This is a genomic window from Staphylococcus sp. 11007852, assembly GCF_011394325.1.
Lineage (GTDB): Bacteria > Bacillota > Bacilli > Staphylococcales > Staphylococcaceae > Staphylococcus > Staphylococcus agnetis.
Map to the genome: position 1 here is coordinate 38,262 of NZ_JAANBJ010000039.1, position 19,885 is coordinate 58,146.

At 34.0% G+C, this 19,885-nt stretch carries 16 protein-coding genes and 1 CRISPR repeat array; of the genes, 12 read left to right on the forward strand and 4 right to left on the reverse strand.

Annotated elements, in window-relative coordinates:
- The first annotated feature begins 13 nt into the window (after positions 1 to 13).
- The 5 genes from G8Y85_RS11225 (at position 14) to G8Y85_RS11245 (ending at position 5,505) form a co-directional block, all read left to right on the forward strand.
- Positions 14 to 931, forward strand: coding sequence for a sensor histidine kinase (locus G8Y85_RS11225; RefSeq protein ID WP_165805843.1), 918 nt, complete (start codon positions 14 to 16; stop codon positions 929 to 931).
- A gap of 186 nt (positions 932 to 1,117) precedes the next feature.
- On the forward strand, positions 1,118 to 1,783 hold the full coding sequence (locus G8Y85_RS11230) for a response regulator transcription factor (RefSeq protein WP_165805844.1): 666 nt from the start codon (positions 1,118 to 1,120) through the stop codon (positions 1,781 to 1,783).
- Between the two features lie 5 nt (positions 1,784 to 1,788).
- Positions 1,789 to 2,703, forward strand: a complete 915-nt coding sequence (locus G8Y85_RS11235) for a sensor histidine kinase (protein ID WP_171509147.1) — start codon at positions 1,789 to 1,791, stop codon at positions 2,701 to 2,703.
- Between the two features lie 89 nt (positions 2,704 to 2,792).
- The gene (locus G8Y85_RS11240) at positions 2,793 to 3,542 is read left to right on the forward strand and encodes an ABC transporter ATP-binding protein (protein ID WP_165805845.1); all 750 of its coding nucleotides are present in this window, start codon (positions 2,793 to 2,795) and stop codon (positions 3,540 to 3,542) included.
- Between the two features lies 1 nt (position 3,543).
- Positions 3,544 to 5,505 (forward strand): ABC transporter permease, encoded by a 1,962-nt coding sequence (locus G8Y85_RS11245; RefSeq protein WP_165805846.1) that lies wholly within the window; start codon positions 3,544 to 3,546, stop codon positions 5,503 to 5,505.
- A 236-nt stretch (positions 5,506 to 5,741) separates the two neighbouring features.
- On the opposite strand, the gene G8Y85_RS11250 is transcribed toward G8Y85_RS11245, so the two are convergent.
- Both G8Y85_RS11250 and spn read right to left on the reverse strand, forming a co-directional pair.
- Complete coding sequence (locus tag G8Y85_RS11250) at positions 5,742 to 6,368, reverse strand: FMN-dependent NADH-azoreductase (RefSeq protein ID WP_107368540.1); 627 nt, start codon at positions 6,366 to 6,368, stop codon at positions 5,742 to 5,744.
- A gap of 231 nt (positions 6,369 to 6,599) precedes the next feature.
- The gene (spn, locus tag G8Y85_RS11255) at positions 6,600 to 6,920 is read right to left on the reverse strand and encodes an SPIN family peroxidase inhibitor (protein WP_060552037.1); all 321 of its coding nucleotides are present in this window, start codon (positions 6,918 to 6,920) and stop codon (positions 6,600 to 6,602) included.
- Positions 6,921 to 7,314: 394 nt separating this feature from the next.
- Here spn and argF point away from each other — a divergent pair, with 394 nt between their 5' ends.
- Positions 7,315 to 8,325: an ornithine carbamoyltransferase gene (gene argF, locus G8Y85_RS11260; protein ID WP_425338446.1), complete on the forward strand. Its 1,011-nt coding sequence runs from the start codon at positions 7,315 to 7,317 to the stop codon at positions 8,323 to 8,325.
- Positions 8,326 to 8,831: 506 nt separating this feature from the next.
- Positions 8,832 to 10,421, forward strand: a complete 1,590-nt coding sequence (gene mbcS, locus G8Y85_RS11265) for an acyl-CoA synthetase MbcS (protein ID WP_060552035.1) — start codon at positions 8,832 to 8,834, stop codon at positions 10,419 to 10,421.
- Positions 10,422 to 10,844: 423 nt separating this feature from the next.
- Here the strand turns inward: mbcS and G8Y85_RS11270 are convergent, their stop codons facing one another.
- Complete coding sequence (locus G8Y85_RS11270; protein ID WP_165805848.1) at positions 10,845 to 12,506, reverse strand: FAD-binding dehydrogenase; 1,662 nt, start codon at positions 12,504 to 12,506, stop codon at positions 10,845 to 10,847.
- A 181-nt stretch (positions 12,507 to 12,687) separates the two neighbouring features.
- Between G8Y85_RS11270 and G8Y85_RS11275 the strand changes: the two genes are divergently transcribed.
- Positions 12,688 to 12,825, forward strand: a complete 138-nt coding sequence (locus tag G8Y85_RS11275; protein ID WP_156407416.1) for a hypothetical protein — start codon at positions 12,688 to 12,690, stop codon at positions 12,823 to 12,825.
- Positions 12,826 to 12,893: 68 nt separating this feature from the next.
- Here the strand turns inward: G8Y85_RS11275 and G8Y85_RS11280 are convergent, their stop codons facing one another.
- Entirely contained in the window at positions 12,894 to 13,316 is a 423-nt protein-coding gene (locus tag G8Y85_RS11280; RefSeq protein ID WP_060552033.1) for an Hsp20/alpha crystallin family protein, read from the reverse strand.
- A 223-nt stretch (positions 13,317 to 13,539) separates the two neighbouring features.
- Positions 13,540 to 14,103: a CRISPR direct-repeat array (repeat unit 36 nt; unit sequence GTTTTAGTACTCTGTAATTTTAGGTATAAGTGAAAC).
- 314 nt (positions 14,104 to 14,417) lie between these two features.
- On the opposite strand from G8Y85_RS11280, the gene cas9 reads away from it, so the two are divergent.
- The 4 genes from cas9 to G8Y85_RS11300 are packed head-to-tail and all read left to right on the forward strand — an operon-like array spanning position 14,418 to position 19,815.
- Entirely contained in the window at positions 14,418 to 17,585 is a 3,168-nt protein-coding gene (gene cas9, locus G8Y85_RS11285) for a type II CRISPR RNA-guided endonuclease Cas9 (RefSeq protein ID WP_165805849.1), read from the forward strand.
- On the forward strand, positions 17,585 to 18,487 hold the full coding sequence (cas1, locus tag G8Y85_RS11290) for a type II CRISPR-associated endonuclease Cas1 (protein WP_060552031.1): 903 nt from the start codon (positions 17,585 to 17,587) through the stop codon (positions 18,485 to 18,487). The genes cas9 and cas1 overlap by 1 nt, the downstream gene beginning before the upstream one ends.
- The gene (gene cas2 / locus G8Y85_RS11295; RefSeq protein WP_060552030.1) at positions 18,477 to 18,800 is read left to right on the forward strand and encodes a CRISPR-associated endonuclease Cas2; all 324 of its coding nucleotides are present in this window, start codon (positions 18,477 to 18,479) and stop codon (positions 18,798 to 18,800) included. The genes cas1 and cas2 overlap by 11 nt, the downstream gene beginning before the upstream one ends.
- A gap of 13 nt (positions 18,801 to 18,813) precedes the next feature.
- Positions 18,814 to 19,815 carry a hypothetical protein gene (locus G8Y85_RS11300; protein WP_107368969.1) on the forward strand — a complete coding sequence of 334 codons (1,002 nt, stop codon included), beginning with the start codon at positions 18,814 to 18,816 and terminating at the stop codon, positions 19,813 to 19,815.
- Positions 19,816 to 19,885 lie beyond the last annotated feature (70 nt).

A 19,885-nucleotide genomic window follows, 5' to 3' on the forward strand; every position in this document is an offset into this window, starting at 1 on the left:
AGGATGAAGCGTAATGATCTTTATTTGTGTTGTAGTGTTGGTCGTCATAAGTGTAGTGCTAGGAAGTCAATACGTGCGATTGCTTAATGAGGTCAATAATATTGAAAGACAGTTGAAAATTTTAAATGAAGATACTGATACCAATCAAGTCATTCGTTCGGCGTCGCATATGAAACAAAGTCAACCCGTCATACGTGAATTGAATCGGTATATCCATCATTTAAAAGAGCAGCGTCAATTTTTTAGAAAAAAGGAATTAATGCTTAATAAAGAAATTAACAATGTGTCTCATGACCTACGCACGCCATTAACAGCAATCAAAGGATATACAGAATTAATGCAAGAAACACAAAACGTAAATGAGATGCAATCCTATGCACAGATTATTGATAAAAAGACGACACACTTAATTCATAGTGTGAATCTTTTCCATGAGCTCACGTATATCAATGCGCTCGATTATGAACTTGATTTACATTCCGTGAACATCAGTGAGTTTATTCAAGATCAATTGATTTCATATTATTATCAGTTTACGCTCAAAAATATCGACCTGACATTTGAAATAACAACAGCACATTACGCTTATTTACATGAAGAATCGATGATACGAGTTTTAGACAATGTGATTCAAAATGCACTGCGGTATGCGAAAAGTAGTGTCAAAATAAGTATTCTAGATGAGAGTGAGCATGTCACTGTGAACTTTCAAAATGATACGGACCACGAACCTTCGCCAGAGCAGTTGCATCAGTTGTTTGAACGGTCTTATACGCTTGATGAAAGTCGGACCCACCAACAAACGGGTGTAGGTTTATACATTGTGAAAACACTCATGCAACGTCAGAGTGGGGATGCCTTGCTACAATTTAATGCACCGATGTTTGAAATACGCTTAACATTGCAACGGGATACTTCATGTGTCACGTGAAACATTGTACATCATGATAAAAATAAGTGCGCCATGACGTCTATGTTGTGATGGGCGCGCTTTTTTATATTTGACATGAACATTTGGTGAAATTTCAGATTGTGGTATAAATTTGTATCTTTTTGATAAAGTTATCTTATCCATTTGTTAACTTATGGTACTATGATAAAAAAGGAGAGTGGTTGTATGAAAATTATGATTGTGGAAGATGATTTTACTATTGCTGAAAGCTTAGTAAAAGAACTTCAAAAATGGAATCATGAAGCGGTCAATGTTCAAGACTATTATGCGATTACTGAAAAATTCCACTCGCTTCAGCCACACCTTGTTCTTTTAGATATCAATCTACCACATCTTAATGGTTTTCATTGGTGTCAGGAAATCCGTCAAACTTCTCAAGTGCCGATTATGTTTATTAGTTCTGCATCTGATAATATGAATCAAATGATGGCGATGCAAATGGGAGCGGATGATTTTATAGAAAAACCGTTTAATTTAAAGTTAACCATTATGAAAATCCAAGCGTTGTTAAGACGGTCTTATGATTTTAAAGTGGAACAATCTCAGTTGCATGTAAAAGGATGCGATTTGATCGTGGACAAGGCGATGCTCACTTATCAGGATCAAACGCTGTCTTTAACACTTACAGAGCCCCAAATTTTACAACAATTATTTATAAATGAAGACCATTATGTCAGTCGTAATACATTAATCGAACAATGTTGGCAATCTGAAAATTTCATCGATGACAATACGTTAGCAGTGAATATGTCACGTTTACGGAAAAAATTAAAACAAATTGGGTTAGTGGATTTCATACAAACGAAAAAGAATGTTGGATACAAAGTGTAAAGAGGGTGAGGCACTTGCGTTTTTATACTCATATTTTTAGTGATATATGCATATACGTGCTCATGTTAATGTTATTTTTATTTATATCATTCATCTATGGTCTTGAAGTAGAAGCATATATATTGATTTTAAGCGTGTCGCTATTTGTTTTCAGCTTGTATATCGCTGTGAAATGGGTTTATTTTAAAAAGCAAGAAACATTAAAACAAATCAATACGCGCCTTGAAGATGAATTGCAAGACGTTAAAACAAAACATCGTCACTATCAACGAGATTTAGAGCATTATTTTTTAACGTGGGTGCATCAAATTAAAACGCCAATTACTGCCTCTAAACTTTTATTAGAACGTAATGAAGCGGGGATGGTGAACCGCGTACGTCAAGAAATCACAGAAATTGAAAATTATACTAATTTGGCACTGAATTACTTAAAATTGTTAAGCCATGAAACCGACATGGTGGTCCAAAAAGTGGCGCTTGAAGATATCGTCAAACCATTAATCCAACGATATGCATTACATTTTATTGAACATCGTACACGCATTCATACAGAGCACCTTAATTGTGAGGTGACGACAGACGCCCAATGGATCAAGATTATGATTGAACAAATTTTAAATAATGCACTCAAATACGCTAAAGGTGGCGATATTTGGATTGTATTCGATGCGCAACAACACACACTCACAATTAAAGATAACGGTATCGGTATCAATAAGGTCGATTTGCCAAAGATATTTGAAAAAGGGTATTCCGGGACGAATGGTCGTTTGAATGACAAATCTAGTGGAATAGGATTGTTTATTGTGAAAGAAATTTCAGAGAAACTGCATCATCCTATAGCTGTTCAATCAGAACCTGGCATATATACAGAATTTACGATTCAGTTTCCGAAACCATCTCATCTTACAAATATGTAAGATTCGCAGCAACTTTTGTAAGGAATTATAAATGTTGCTGTTTTCTTTATCCTTTACACTGAAGTCAAAGAAATAAGGAGGCAACCACGATGTTACTAAAAGTAAGACATCTTAAAAAAGTATATGGTAAAGGACTTAATAAAGTTACAGCATTAAATGAGATGAGCTTTGACATTCAAGAGGGTGAATTTGTAGCCGTTATGGGAGAGTCGGGTTCGGGGAAATCAACATTACTCAACCTTATTGCAACATTTGATCGTCCTACTGAAGGGTCGATTTCGATTAATCAAGAAGATGTAGCGCAATTGCGAAATAAATCCATCTCACGTTTTCGTCGAGATGAATTAGGATTTGTATTTCAAGATTTTAATGTTTTGGACACAATGAGTAATAAAGATAATATTTTGATGCCTTTAGTGTTATCAAATATTAACGTGAATACGATGCAAAAGAGACTGATTCAAGTAACAGAACAACTTGGCATCCAAACGCTACTGGATAAATATCCTTACCAAGTGTCAGGAGGACAGCGTCAACGCGTGGCGATTGCACGTGCTTTAATTAATAAGCCACAACTATTGCTCGCTGACGAACCGACGGGTGCACTTGATTCTAAAACATCTCAAGAAATTATGACCATGTTTAAAGACATTAACGACCGCAAACAAACTATTTTAATGGTGACACACTCTATACAGGATGCCTCTTTTGCAAATCGCATTTTATTTATCAAAGATGGTGGGTTATATCATGAACTGTACCGTGGAGATGAGACACAACAAGCATTTCAAAAACGTATATCAGATAGTTTAGCATTATTAAATGGAAGAGGTGTCTAACATGACCCTCAAGCTTTTAATCAAACTTGTTAAACGAAACTTTGTTGCGTTAAAAACGTTATTTATCCCGTTTATTTTGACAGCAAGCATGATGTTAGGATTAGAATATATTTTATTATCAATCATAAATAATGACTACATTGCACACCGTCATGAATATTTACCAGAATTGTTAATGTATATCAATGTGATTATTATGATTTTATCAGTCATTTTCATTATCTATGCCAATAGCTTTATAATGAAACGCCGTCGAAAAGAGTACGCGCTACAAATTGTGTTAGGTTTGGAGAAAAAACATTTACACATTGTGTCATTTTTAGAATTAAGTGTACAGTTTATCGTCGTGAATATTTTGAGTATCGTTGGCGGATATTTATTTGGAAATTTACTCTTTTTATTATTAAACAAATTGATTAGTAAAACGTCGATATCCATAATGCATTACCCATTTAGTATTAAAGCGATGCTTATCACGTTAGCAATCAGTGCAGTTTTATTTAGTGTTTTATTAATGATCAATATCATTCATACAAGTACGAAAAGCCCTATTAAGTTAATGAATGAGAGTCGTGCAGGAGAGAAAAAAACACGAAAATGGATACTCATTCCTTTATGTTTCGTTGGGGCGTTATGTTTAGGATATGGATACTATTTGGCGCTGTCAGCAAAAACGATTGTGAGCTCATTTCAAACAATCTTTACAGCGATTTTCTTTGTGATGATTGGAACCTATGCATTATTTATGTCATTAAGTTTACTCTTACTACAATGGCTCCAACGCATACCTAAAATTTATTATAAACCTAAAAATTTCTTTTCAATCGCAGGTTTACTATCACGAATGAAGGTAAATGTTGTTGGTTTAGCAAGTATCACAATGTTATGTACGTTTTTAATTGTGACGATGGGCATGACCGTCACCACCTATCGTGGTTTAGAAGACCAAGTGGAACAATCATTAAAAGAAGATTATCAAATTACATTAGATGGTAATTATAATTATTCAAAAAAAGCATCAAATCGTGTCGAAGCCCTTAAAAAAGACATTGATCACCTTGCGACAGTCGATCAATATCGTATATTCGGGAATGAATTTATATCATTCCAACTGAAAGATCATACCTTTAAGGTGCCAAAAGAAGGATTTAATTTATATATGAGTGATCTAGTATATGGGGTGGTTGTCACTCAAAAAGATTACAATCAAGCGCGTCATGCGCATGTCCATTTAAAAGACAATGAAATCATCATTGATTCCGATTCCGCTATGTTTAATGGCATGAAACATGTTAAGATTAGCGGCAAAACGTACAATGTGATTCGTACTGATAATAAAGAAATAGGCAATCAAATCGCCGCAGATTCTGCGTATATTATTGTGAAAGATGATCAAACCTTCAAGACAATTACAAAACCATTTACGCATCAAGACAGTACTGGAGGTACAAACATCGATTTTAATATCCAAGGCAATAAAAAGAGTTTTGCTAAAGCCATGGCTCATTTACAAAAGGAACATGATGTGTCTATTATGAGTAAAGACGACATTAGAAAATCTCTTTATGAATTAAATGGTGGCCTCATCTTTATGGGGATTGTCGTTTCAATTGTGCTACTCGTGGAGACGTTTTTAATGTTATATAACAAGCAAATATCTGAGGGTTATGAGGATAAACGGAATTTTGATATTATGCAAAAAGTTGGTTTAGATTATCGCTTAATCAAACAAACCATTCATCAACAAATTATGTGGGTTTTTGTATTACCTATTCTAGTCGCGTTGATTCATACACTTTTTGCAGGTAAAATTATTTATAAGTTATTAGGTATTTTAGGTATTAAAGACTTATCACTCTTCTTAAGTAGTTATGTCGGTGTCACATTCATTGTGGTGCTTGTTTACGGATTTATGTATTGGATTACTTCCACAATATATTACAAAATTGTTCAATTGAAATAAAGATTATTATTTTTTTCGTAAATCGTCACTTCGCAACTGCAATATTAATGTGACGACTTGATGAAGCACTTTTAATTTAACCAAGTTAAACTATGAATGATCGTATGCTAATATGTAAAAGTATTGAATAGGTCACGTTGTATACAGCTAATATAACTATAGCCTTCAGAACTCATGACAGACTGAGTTTTGAAGGCTTTTTTGACCAATCGCTGGCCTTAAATTTAGAGGCGTTTTTAGAATGTTTCTCCCAATGATTGTGCTTTTAAAATGGCAGCTGCTTTAATTTCTTCGCTACGTTCAGGATCTTTATTGTGACCTTCAATAATAACCGTATCATATGATGGTACGCCAAAGAATCCCATCATCGCTTTAATGTAGCTGTCGCCATGTTCCAATGCATTCGCTGGTGCTTCTGTATAATAACCACCACGTGATTGAATGTGTAATGCTTTTTTATTTGTTAATAGTCCAACAGGGCCATTAGATGTGTATTTAAATGTTTGGCCAGCAACAGCCACAGCATCAATATATGCTTTTACGACTGGTGGAAATGATAAGTTCCACATTGGTGTAACAAAGACGTATTTATCAGCATTTACAAACTGTTCTAATATCTCATTTAAACGTGTCACTTTTGTTTCTTCTTCTGCAGTTAAAACGTCGCCATTTTGTAGCTTACCCCATGCAGAGAAGACATCACCATCAATATAGGGTACATACTCTTTGAATAGGTCTACATGCACAATTTCATCATCTGGATGATGCGCTTCATACGATTTAATAAAGGCTTGACCTGCTGCCATAGAATTAGAGACCAACTCGTCTAAAGGGTGAGCTGTAATAAATAATAATTTTGCCATTGTTCGTTCGCTTCCTTTTCTGTTTTATCATTTGAGTTTTTATCTACAGCCCATATTGTACCAAGTATACAAAATATATCAATGATAAATTTCGAATTCGTAATAAATCAGACTAATGGCCGATGCGTTTGGGTGTAATCGGTTTAAAAAAAGATAATTATAAACAAAACAGAGCGCCATGACAGGGTCATGACGCAGATTTGAAGTTAGACATATATTGATATGGTTAGATTATTTTTTTAATAAATAATCGTATTTAGATGTATCTAATCCTTGTGCTTTTGCAGCTTTGAGAAAATCTTTAGCAGATTTGTATCCTAATAATTTGAAGTAAGCTCTGATGCTAGCTTTTGTTTTTTTGTCAGTTTTTTTGTCTAAAAGGACACCAACATAATCAACTTCATGTTCTAAAATGCGTGAATCGTCATGTAATACAATACCGCCTTTAGAAAATACAGATGCCTCCGCTTGCTGATGTGGCACTGCCGCAAAAATACCAGTGGCTAAAACTCCTGTTGTAACTGCAGATAAAATAATTTTATTAAGATTCATTTTGAATCACTCCTAGTTATTTGATGTATTAACTGTATCATAAATTTTTTGAAAATTGTTTTTATTTAATCATTCTTAAGATGATTTAAGTACGCGTTAAAAGTATTGAATCTGGATTTAATATAACTTTGGAACGAAAATATTTAAGAGGGGTGGGGAGTCTGAAGGGAGAGGGCGGTTAGACTGTCGCACGTATAATATGTTGATCTCATTACGCCTATTAGGACATACTGTCCGCTGTTTTGACATGCATACTAATGTTTTTTTACGCAAATATGTAATGTTTCTTTAACTTTAAAGACATAGGGTATATGTGTTTATGTATAGATGCCGACAACGGATGATATCGGCGTTTTGTGTATCTTAATAAGATGTCAATATGGAGGGATATGATATTTTGAATGAGATGAAAACGATGGATTTGAAAGGGCGATCTTTAATAAAAGATACAGATTTTACGCAAGCGTTATTTAATGAACTTATAGACAATGCAATAAAATTAAAAAAAGATAAAGCGTTAGGTGTCATGCATCATGAACTACAAGGTAGAAATATCGCATTATTATTTGATAAACCTTCAATGCGCACACGTGCCGCGTTTGTATGTGCAGCGACAGAACTTGGCGCACATGCTGAGTTTTTAAGTGATTCGGATATTAAAATTGGTGAAAAAGACACCATTGAAGATACAGCGATTGTTTTAAGCCGTTATTTCGATGGCATTCAATATCGTCATTCATCGCAACAACGTATAGAAACATTTGCTCAATACGCGGACGTACCTGTGTGGAATGGTATGACGGATGACTGGCATCCTACACAAATGTTGGCAGATTTTATGACAATCAAAGAACACTTTGGACACATAGAAGGAGTAACATTAACGTATTTAGGAGATGGTCGTAATAATATGGCCCATTCATTAATGATGTCTGGCGCAATTTGTGGATTACATATACGCATTTGTGCACCCGAAACATTGCAACCAGATGCATACGTCTTAAAACAAGCAATCGCAAGTGCTAAGCAGTCCAATGGGTCGATAGAAGTGACTACAAATATTGATGAAGCAGTGAGAGGTGCAGACATCTTGTATACCGATACGTGGGCATCTAAAGGTGAAGAAAGCGCAATTGCATCTCGAATTGCGTTATTAAAAGATTTTCAAGTTAATCAGGAATTAATGTCGAAGACGGGTCAACGCCATACAATATTTTTTCATTGCCTACCTGCGATTCATAATACGGAAACAGAATTTGGTCAAATGATATATGAAAAATTTGGACTAACGGCTTTAGAAGTGACAGATGATGTGTTTAAAAGTAAACAGTGTAAATCTTTTGAGCAAACTGAAAATAAACTTCATACCTTGAAAGCATTGATGATTGCTACGATAGCAGGATAAAAGTTGAAAATCTGGTGGCGCATATTTTGACTTATACAGTCGATACTGGTATAGTATCAGTGAATTTAAATTGAAAAAAGGTTGTATGCGGTCACATACAACCCGACAGGCCATTCATGGCTTACCATTCAGTTCATACCATTCAACGATTGTTGAATGGTTATTTTTTTTGCTGTGTCACAAGTACAAGACTCATGACGGTGAATACAATCATCAACATTTGATAATCGGTCATTAAATTTTACCCCTTTTCTGTTTGTGTTCTATAAGCATCACCTCGTTTTGTTTTAATCCTACACCATTGACCTGTCTAAATGTATACTAACATAATACGAACGTATGTTCTACTTTTTCGGATAACTTTTTTATTTCGTTATGACCTATCAACGTAATCGGACATGAACTAGTACCTGGTGTCAACTCTTTTTACGCTATAAGTGTAAATATTTTGGTGGGCCTGAGCCCTTTGATAACATAAGTTCAGTAAGTAGAAAGGAAGTTAGAATATGAAGAATACAGAGCTTGTTGCACCAGAACGTTACAACATTGTTGATGAAATTGAAAAACATGCACAAACTGCGCATAAACTCGCATTAATTTATGAAAATGGCTTTAATCCACCAGTGAAAGTGACATATGAAACATTGATGCATCATGCGAATCAAGTCGCGCATGTATTGCAGCAATATGGGTTGCAAAAAGGGGACCGAGTGCTCATCATGCTGCCAAGAGCGATTGAAACATATGAAGTATACATCGCAGCGCTAAAAATGGGTTTAACGGTTATCCCAAGTTCTGAAATGCTACGTACTAAAGACTTGCAATACCGTATTAGTCACGCGAGCGTTAAAGCAGTGATTACGATGCCCGACTATATCCAAGAATTTGAAAAAGCAATGGAATATGAAACCTTAATCAAAATGCTAGTTACAGGACAACATGCACAATGGATATCTATTGCATCTGAGAAACCTCAATATCCAACATATTTTGAAAAACAATCAACACATCGCGATGATTTGGCAATTTTGTCGTATACATCAGGCACGACCGGTAACCCTAAAGCCGTGATGCATACACATGGATGGGGGTATGCGCATATGCGTTTAGCGCCAAAACAATGGTTGAATATAGAGGAAGATGATCTCGTATGGGCAACAGCAGCCCCTGGGTGGCAAAAATGGATATGGAGTCCATTTCTTTCAATTATGGGATCTGGTGCCACCGCTTTTGTATATAATGGTAAATTTAAAGCTTCACGTTATTTGGAATTGTTACAAGACTTCAAAATTAATGTGTTATGCTGTACACCAACCGAATACCGTATGATGGCAAAACTACAAAATTTAACAGATTATGATTTGTCTCATTTGAAAAGTGCAGTTTCTGCAGGCGAACCGCTCAATAAAGATGTGGTTAATCAATTTGAAGCACACTTTAATTTGACGGTGCGCGATGGCTATGGTCAAACCGAAAGTACATTGCTTATCGGCTTTTTAGAAAATACACCTAAACGCCCTGGTGCAATGGGTAAAGCTATTCCAGGTACAGGGGTGACGATTGTTGATGATGAAGGAAATGAACTGGGGAGCAACGAAGAAGGCAACATCGCCGTACCATTATCATTACCAGCGTTGTTCAAGGGGTATTTTAATGACCATGAACGAACGGAGGAAGCGCGTTTAGCGGGATATCATATTACCGGTGATTTGGCACAGAAAGACGAAGATGGGTATTTTTGGTTTGAAGGACGAAAAGATGACATTATCATTAGTTCGGGCTATACCATTGGTCCATTTGAAGTTGAAGATGCGCTTACGCATCATGAAGCTGTAAAAGAATGTGCCGTCGTTGCAAGTCCTCATGCTGATAGAGGACATATCGTAAAAGCGTTTGTCATTTTACAAGAGGGGATTGAAGGAGATGATGTCCTCATACAACAAATGCAACAATTTGTGAAAGAAAGTGTCGCACCGTACAAATATCCACGAGCTATAGAATTTGTAGATACTTTGCCAAAAACGAACTCTGGAAAAATTCGTCGCATCGAATTGCGTCAAGCTGAACAAAGAAAATTTGCAAGAGACGAAACATAAAATAATGATATGAGACGATCATAGTGTGTTAGTTTCGTTAAAATAAATTGTATTCAAAAAGCCTTCATCGTTATAAAAAAGACGTTGAAGGCAATTTTTGTGAATCTTAATATCGCTCACAGTATTATATTAGGAATAAAGATATGAAAGCGTAAATTAATGCGCATACATTAATGGTAGTTAAACTCGCATATAGCACATCATATTTATAGCATTTAATGATTCCAATAAGTGTAATGATGAATGAAAGGCAAATCCAAGCACAAATCAATAATGCATATGTAGCCAATGTGGTAGGTAGAATGAGCGTACATATACACATACAAGTTGATATAAACGTGAATGAGAGGGCCAAACATTTATACAATGTCCCCATGATGTAAACTCCTAAAATATATTTCGCCTTATTATAACATATTTATATTATGTTGGGGTGCTTTTGTGAATTCCTTCAGCCGCGCGTAAACCACTAAAAATACAGCCGCCTAAAAATGTTCCCTCTAATGCACGATACCCGTGAACGCCGCCACCACCAAATCCTGATGCTTCACCTGCCGCATATAGACCTTTGATGTGCTCACGATGATGATTAAACGCTTGACCGTCTAGGTCGGTTTGAATACCACCCAATGTTTTACGACTAATAATATGTAGTTTCACCGCGATTAGTTTGCCGTTTTTACCACTTAATATCGGATGTGGTTTCGCCGTACGAATCAATTTATCACCTAGAAAGTGTCGAGCATTACGTATAAATGTAACTTGTGGATCTTTGCTAAATACATTTCTAATTTGTAAGTCACGTGCTTCAATTTCATGTTTGACATGATCGTGATCGATTAAATTTTCTCCAGTTAAAGCGTTCATTTTTTCAACTAACGATTTTAAATCATCGGCCATCACAAAATCAGCGCCTTTATTTAAAAAAGCTTGAACAGGACCGGTTGCTTTTTTACCGAGCCGTTCTTTAATCACGTGTTGAATCGATTTATTTGTTAAATCAGGGTTTTGTTCTGAACCGGAGAGTACAAATTCCTTTTTTACAATATCTTCTGTAAGGATAAACCATGAATAATCATAGCCTGATTTCATAATGGTTTCGAGCGTGTGCAACGTATCAAATCCAGGATAGTCCGGTGCTTCCATACGTATTCCTGTCGCGGTAAACCACATGGAGGAAGGGCCGGGAATAATACGAATGCCGTGTTTATTCCAAATAGGACTATGATTTTGAATGCCTTCAGTATAATGCCACATACGATCTTTATTCACGAGATTGACACCAGCATTTTCGCTAATTTCAAGCATCTTACCATCGGTCGAATCAGGAACACCTTGTATCATTGTTTTCGGGGCAGCACCTAGGCGTTGTGGCCAATTTTGTCGAATCAATGCTTCATTTGCGCCAATGCCACCTGTTGTAATCAAGAGGTAAGACACCTCAAATTGAAAAGTATCGACTACTTTACGTGAAGACGGCGCGCCAATTGGGACATCGCTTTGTTCGAGTATATTGCCAGAGATACTTTTAATAGCGTCGCCTACAATTTTAATGTCGGTCACTTGATGTCGCGGTAAAAATGTAAACTGACCAGACGCTTCATATTTCTTAACAAACGCGATAAAAGGGTTTACCAGACCTGGTCCTGTCCCCCAAGTGATGTGAAAACGTGGCACAGAATTACCATGACCAGAAGCGGAATGTCCACCACGTTCCGCCCAACCAAGTATCGGTGTCAATGTGATGCCCATGTCTTTTAAATATGTTTCTTTCTCATAAGTCGCAAAATGTACATAAGCTTTAGCCCACTGATACGCCCAGTAATCATCCTCCTGTAAGCGATCAAACCCTGCTGATCCTAACCAATCACTGAGTGCTAAGTCATAACTATCTTTAACGCCCAAACGTCGCTGAACTTTAGAATTCACTAAGAAAAGACCACCAAATGACCAATACGCTTGTCCTCCCATTGCTTGAGGAGGTTCTTGATCAATCAATGTGACACGGTGCCCACGCTTTAACAACTCCGTCGCAGCAACTAGTCCGCTTAAACCAGCACCAATAATATGAATATGTTTTTGCATAACGTCACCCCGATCTTTGTATTATCTTCAGTATCCCATATCAACAAGATAAGATTCAAAAGTTAACCCCCATTCGTAAATATAAAATTCTGACAAAATTCATTAAAACTTTAAATAAAAATCACATCGTGTTCATACATCAATGGTAGTATAGCGATAATTAATAAAAAGGAGTTTACAAATGAAAAAAGGGAAACAGGTTCAATGGATGCATAAAGTGATAGTTGGCACAGCTTTATTTGTTTTAGGCAGTTCGCTCGTAGTAGGGGCATTTGAAAATGTACATATCGTTCCTGAGAAAGTGCATGAAGTGCGTTAAAGTTATGTTAATGTAAACACATAAAAAACGCAGAAGCAAGAGGGGGCGCTTCTGCGAAAAAGTATCTATTAATTTATAGGAATTCGAGACGGTGATGTCTCAGAATGTTGCGTTTTAGGTAGCGTAATTTCAAGCACACCATTGTCATAAGATGCGTGAATATTGTCTCGTTCAACGTTATTGAATGTGAATTGACGTTTCACACTTGAAGTACGTCGTTCACGATGTACAATAACGCCATCTTCATTTTCTTTTTCATTATTTTCAGTGTGAGCTGCAGCTATAGTTAAAATGTTGTGGTCAAAATCAACGTGAATGTCTGATTTTGCCATACCTGGAAGTTCAGCGCTTACAACATATGCATCTTCACGTTCAGAAATATCTGTTTTAAAAGCTTGAGATTGCATTAAACCTTGCCCAAAATCTTTAAAAAGATCACTCGGATTCATATCAAAAATAGAATGATTAAATGGTTTTAATTGGAATGCCATAAAGCATCGCTCCTTCATATTTTAGAATGTCGCAAATATCAAGAAACTGAAATGGTAAAGGTCACATCTAATCCTTTACAATCTTATTATATGACAAAGGTCAAAAATAGTCAAGGTCAAAGTATTGTGATTGGTGTAAATTAAAATTTATCCAAAATACGTAAAGATCAGTGATATCAATGGATTAGACAAACTTAAAAGTTATAGTATACTGTAGCTAGAGGTTTTAGTACTCTGTAATTTTAGGTATAAGTGAAACACGAAGAGTATTACCGATATATTGACTACTGTTTTAGTACTCTGTAATTTTAGGTATAAGTGAAACAGAGTTATTAAAACCGTATCTTGCACGCGCAGTTTTAGTACTCTGTAATTTTAGGTATAAGTGAAACATGTGCGGTGCATAGTTAAGGTTCCTTTCTGTTTTAGTACTCTGTAATTTTAGGTATAAGTGAAACATGTCATCGTCATGTCGTCGTTGAGCATGTGTTTTAGTACTCTGTAATTTTAGGTATAAGTGAAACAAATCACTATTAAAGATGATTCGACAGCTTGTTTTAGTACTCTGTAATTTTAGGTATAAGTGAAACTCAGGTACACGCTCTATTCAATTGTACCGGTTTTAGTACTCTGTAATTTTAGGTATAAGTGAAACAGTTATGTATATTAAAGATGTTGTCACAACGTTTTAGTACTCTGTAATTTTAGGTATAAGTGAAACTGGTAACCTTGCAACACGTGGCACAGTACAGTTTTAGTACTCTGTAATTTTAGGTGTTTTTATAAATGTGCTATTTATGAAATATCTATATAAGCGATCCATTTATTTTAGCGATAACCTCATAAAATTGTTTAACTCAATGAAATAAATGTTATTTAGGTGGAAGTTATAACACTCACTCCATAAAAAATATCAGAAAATTCTTGACTCAAATGGATCTTATGATAAAATAAATTTACAAGTACTTATTTGTGCTTATACCTAAAATTACAGAATCTACTAAAACAAGACTATATGTCGTGTTTATCCCACTAATTTATTAGTGGGAATTTTTTTGTTCTTCTTTTATAATAGTATTTAAAAGGGAGGGCAATGTATAAATGAATAATTATATACTAGGACTCGATATAGGTATTACCTCAGTGGGATACGGTATTGTAGATAGTGATACGCGTGAAATTAAAGATGCTGGGGTACGATTGTTTCCAGAAGCGAATGTAGACAATAATGAAGGAAGACGTAGTAAAAGGGGAGCGCGACGATTAAAAAGAAGACGAATTCATAGACTTGATAGAGTGAAACATTTACTCGCAGAATATAGTTTATTGGATTTAACAAACATTCCTAAAAGTACGAATCCTTATAAAATAAGAGTTAAAGGTCTTAATGAAAAGCTAAGTAAAGATGAACTGGTTATCGCATTATTACATATTGCTAAGCGTCGTGGTATCCATAATGTCAATGTAATGATGGATGATAATGATAGTGGCAACGAGCTGTCCACAAAAGACCAATTAAAAAAGAATGCTAAAGCGTTATCAGATAAATATGTGTGTGAATTACAACTTGAACGATTTGAACAGGATTATAAAGTCCGTGGTGAGAAAAACAGGTTTAAGACAGAAGATTTCGTTAGAGAAGCACGTAAACTTTTAGAAACACAATCAAAGTTTTTTGAGATTGATCAAACATTTATAATGCGTTATATTGATTTGGTTGAAACGAGACGTGAATATTTTGAAGGGCCTGGCAAGGGAAGTCCGTTTGGTTGGGAAGGTAATATTAAAAAGTGGTTTGAACAAATGATGGGGCACTGTACATATTTCCCTGAAGAACTTCGTAGTGTTAAATATGCATATAGTGCAGAACTTTTCAATGCGTTAAATGATTTAAATAATTTAGTAATCACGCGTGATGAAGAAGCCAAACTTAATTACGGTGAAAAATTTCAGATTATTGAAAATGTTTTTAAACAAAAGAAAACACCGAATTTAAAACAAATTGCTAAAGAAATTGGTGTAAGTGAAACGGATATTAAAGGATATCGTGTTAATAAATCGGGTAAACCCGAATTTACTCAATTCAAGCTATATCATGATTTGAAAAATATTTTTGAAGATTCAAAGTACTTAAATGACGTACAATTAATGGATAATATTGCTGAAATAATTACTATATACCAAGATCCAGAGAGTATTATAAAAGAACTTAATCTATTACCGGAATTGCTTTCTGAAAAAGAAAAAGAAAAGATTAGTGCGCTTTCTGGATATGCTGGCACACACCGATTATCTTTGAAGTGTATCAACCTGCTTTTAGATGATTTATGGGAAAGTTCTTTAAATCAAATGGAACTCTTTACAAAGTTGAATTTAAAACCTAAAAAGATAGACTTAAGCCAACAACATAAAATACCTATAAAACTTGTAGATGATTTTATTTTATCTCCTGTTGTAAAACGTGCCTTCATTCAGTCTATTCAAGTCGTAAATGCCATAATCGATAAGTATGGATTACCTGAAGATATAATTATAGAACTTGCAAGAGAAAATAACAGTGATGATAGAAGAAAATTTTTAAATCAACTTCAAAAACAAAATGCAGAAACCCGAAAACAAGTTGAAAAGGTGTTAAGAGAGTATGGTAATGATAATGCTAAAAGAATTGTTCAAAAAATTAAACTTCATAATATGCAAGAAGGTAAGTGTTTATATACTTTAAAAGATATTCCTCTTGAAGATTTATTAAAAAATCCTAATCACTATGAGGTCGATCATATCATACCGCGTTCGGTAGCTTTTGATAACTCTATGCATAATAAAGTGTTAGTAAGAGCTGAAGAAAATAGTAAAAAAGGTAATAGAACACCGTATCAGTATTTAAATTCAAGTGAATCTTCATTATCATATAATGAATTTAAGCAACATATTTTAAATTTAAGTAAAACAAAAGATCGTATTACTAAAAAGAAAAGAGAGTATCTTTTAGAAGAACGTGACATTAATAAATATGATGTGCAAAAAGAGTTTATTAATCGTAATTTAGTAGATACGCGTTATGCGACAAGAGAATTGACAAGTCTTTTAAAAGCATATTTTAGTGCCAATAATTTGGATGTTAAAGTTAAAACAATCAATGGTAGTTTTACCAATTATTTAAGAAAAGTGTGGAAGTTTGATAAAGATAGAAATAAAGGATATAAACATCATGCAGAAGATGCATTGATCATTGCTAATGCGGATTTTCTGTTTAAACATAACAAAAAGCTTCGTAACATTAATAAAGTATTAGATGCTCCTAGTAAAGAAATCGACAAAAAAAGAGTGACTGTGCAAAGTGAAGATGAATATAACCAAATGTTTGAAGATACTCAAAAGGCACAGGCCATTAAAAAGTTTGAAATTCGTAAATTTTCTCATCGCGTAGATAAGAAACCTAACCGTCAACTAATTAAAGATACTTTATACTCTACAAGAAATATAGATGGTATTGAATATGTGGTTGAAAGTATTAAAGATATATACTCTGTTAATAATGATAAGGTAAAAACAAAATTCAAAAAAGATCCCCATAGACTTTTAATGTACAGAAACGATCCTCAAACATTTGAGAAGTTTGAAAAAGTATTTAAACAATATGAAAGTGAAAAAAATCCATTTGCTAAATACTATGAAGAGACAGGTGAGAAGATTAGAAAATTTTCTAAGACGGGTCAAGGCCCTTACATTAATAAAATAAAATACCTTAGAGAAAGATTAGGTAGACATTGTGATGTAACAAATAAATATATAAATAGTAGAAATAAAATTGTCCAATTAAAAATTTATTCTTATAGATTTGATATTTACCAATATGGAAATAATTACAAAATGATTACGATTAGTTATATAGATTTAGAACAAAAATCTAATTATTATTATATTTCGAGAGAAAAATATGAACAAAAAAAGAAAGATAAACAAATAGATGATAGTTACAAGTTCATCGGAAGTTTTTATAAAAACGATATAATTAATTATAATGGTGAAATGTATAGAGTGATTGGTGTAAATGATTCTGAAAAAAATAAAATTCAGCTTGATATGATTGACATATCTATTAAAGATTATATGGAATTGAATAATATTAAAAAAACTGGTGTTATATACAAAACCATCGGTAAATCAACGACGCATATTGAAAAATATACCACTGACATATTAGGTAATTTGTATAAAGCTGCTCCACCTAAAAAGCCGCAACTCATTTTTAAACGAGGTATGGAATAATGTCGTGGAGAATTGTGTATGCTTCAGATGTTAGTAAGATGTCTTTGAACTTAAATAGTTTGAAAGTCACAAAAGGGGATTTGGAGGTTAAAATCCCCTTGAGTGATATTTTTGCAGTGGTGATTGAAGATTTAACGGTGACACTTACAGCAAGGTTGTTAGTCGAATTGTCGGATTACAATATTTTAGTGATTTTATGTAATCAAAAGCATTTACCTGAATGTATGTTACAACCAATATCAGGTCATTATAGTCAGTATGGTCAAATGAAAGAGCAACTATCATGGGGACAATCTGAAAAAGATGCCTTATGGAAAATGATTGTTCAACAAAAGATCAAAAATCAAGTTGCATGTATGGAACATAATGGTATTGATAAAGAAAGAACTGAAAAAATGTTACAACTCAAATCTTCAGTTAAATTATTTGATCGTGAAAATATAGAGGGGCAGGCGGCTAAATACTACTTCAATAGCTTCTTTACCAATTTTACAAGAGATAACGATGATTTATTGGAAAATGCTGTATTAAATTATGGATACACTATTTTAAATTCAGCGATTGCACGTACGATTGTTGCTAAGGGATTAATGCCTGCTATGGGGATACACCACATTGGTGGACGTAATCATTTTAATTTAGCATCGGACTTAATTGAACCGTTTCGACCAATTGTAGATTTATATTTATTAAAAAATCCACCTGATGATTTTATGACTAAACAGTATCGATTAAATTTAGTGAATTTATTACATGCTCGTGTGTATATTGATGGTAAAATGCAAACAGTTATACGAGCGATTGATATCATGGTTCAATCGATAATCGAATATTTTCGAGAAGGACAACCTCATTTAATTAAATTTCCTGAGCTTCGCAAATACGAGTTTTATGAGTTATAGATTTATGCGTGTCATTTTGATGTTCGATTTGCCAGTGGAAACTAAGCAACAAAGGCGCATTTATAGTAAGTTCAGGAAAAGATTACTCGAAAATGGTTTTTTAATGATGCAGTATTCAATATATATAAAGAGTGTTGCTAATAAAGATGCGGCACATTTTAGTGTTAATCAAGTAAAGCAGTTTTTGCCATCAGACGGTCATGTACGTGTTTTAATCATTACTGAAAAGCAATATGAAAAAATGCAAATATTATTAGGTGAAGAGGATCAAAACATCGCATTATTAGGTGATAATCGGACGATATTGTTCTAGGAGGACAGAACCGATGAATGAAATGATTTGGGACATTAAGTGTAATGATTTAGACCGGGTATCTTTAAATATCGGTCATTATACTTCAATTTATAATGAACATGACACTAAAGAAGAGGACATCCTTCAAGTCATTAATGATTATTTTCAAAAGAGGAATTCTAATAAAAATGAAGTCATTATCTTTGATGATATGAATCAAGAAACGGTGTCTTATGCTTCCTATCAAAGTTGGATACTAAATCACGAATTAGTAGAAAGAGAACATGGATTGGCTAGTAATGCTATTTTAACAAAAAAGATTTTAAGGAATTTAGGAAATCATATAGAAATTGGTAGTTATTTCAATTCTATCAATGCATTACACGAGGATGTTTTGTCATTGATTAAAAGTGAATTGCCTATTTGTATAAAAAAGTTTGATTTTAAAGCCTTTATAAAATTATTGGAATTTCATTATGAAATTTGTGAAGATTATGATCGATTAATAGTGAGGCTTGAGAAAATCCTGCCTATTTTAGTTGAAGAAATGAATGCAATATCGGGTCAAAAAACACTATTGATTTATTTTTATCCGGAAGCGAATTTGAGCCCTAAAGAACAAGTACGTTTTCGCAAATGTTTGGAAAATTTAGCGGTTCCTATAATAGTTTTAACTGGTTCAATGCATTTTTTAAGTAATGAATTAGAACATAATAACTATTTAAGAAATGGGGAACAGATGTTAACATCTAGTTTTATTAATCAGCTATGTTGGGATGCACCTTTAAATTTCAATGAGACTGACATAAAACAAAGTTTGAATCAGTTTATACACTTGTATCAAGAAAAATTAGAATTACTGCCAACTGTTACCAATTATAAATTAGGCGATATTATGCTTTTTGAACCTATTGATTTATATGTGGGTATTACTTATTTGAATCATATCGGTCAGTGTTTTGAATTAGACATTAAATATGATTTATTAAATATGCCTTTACAGAAATATGTTAAAAGTTTTGAAAAAAGTTAGATTTAGTAAATGGTATGAAGCGCCATCAAAGTTCATTTAAAAGTGGATTTTGATGGCGCTTTATAATGTT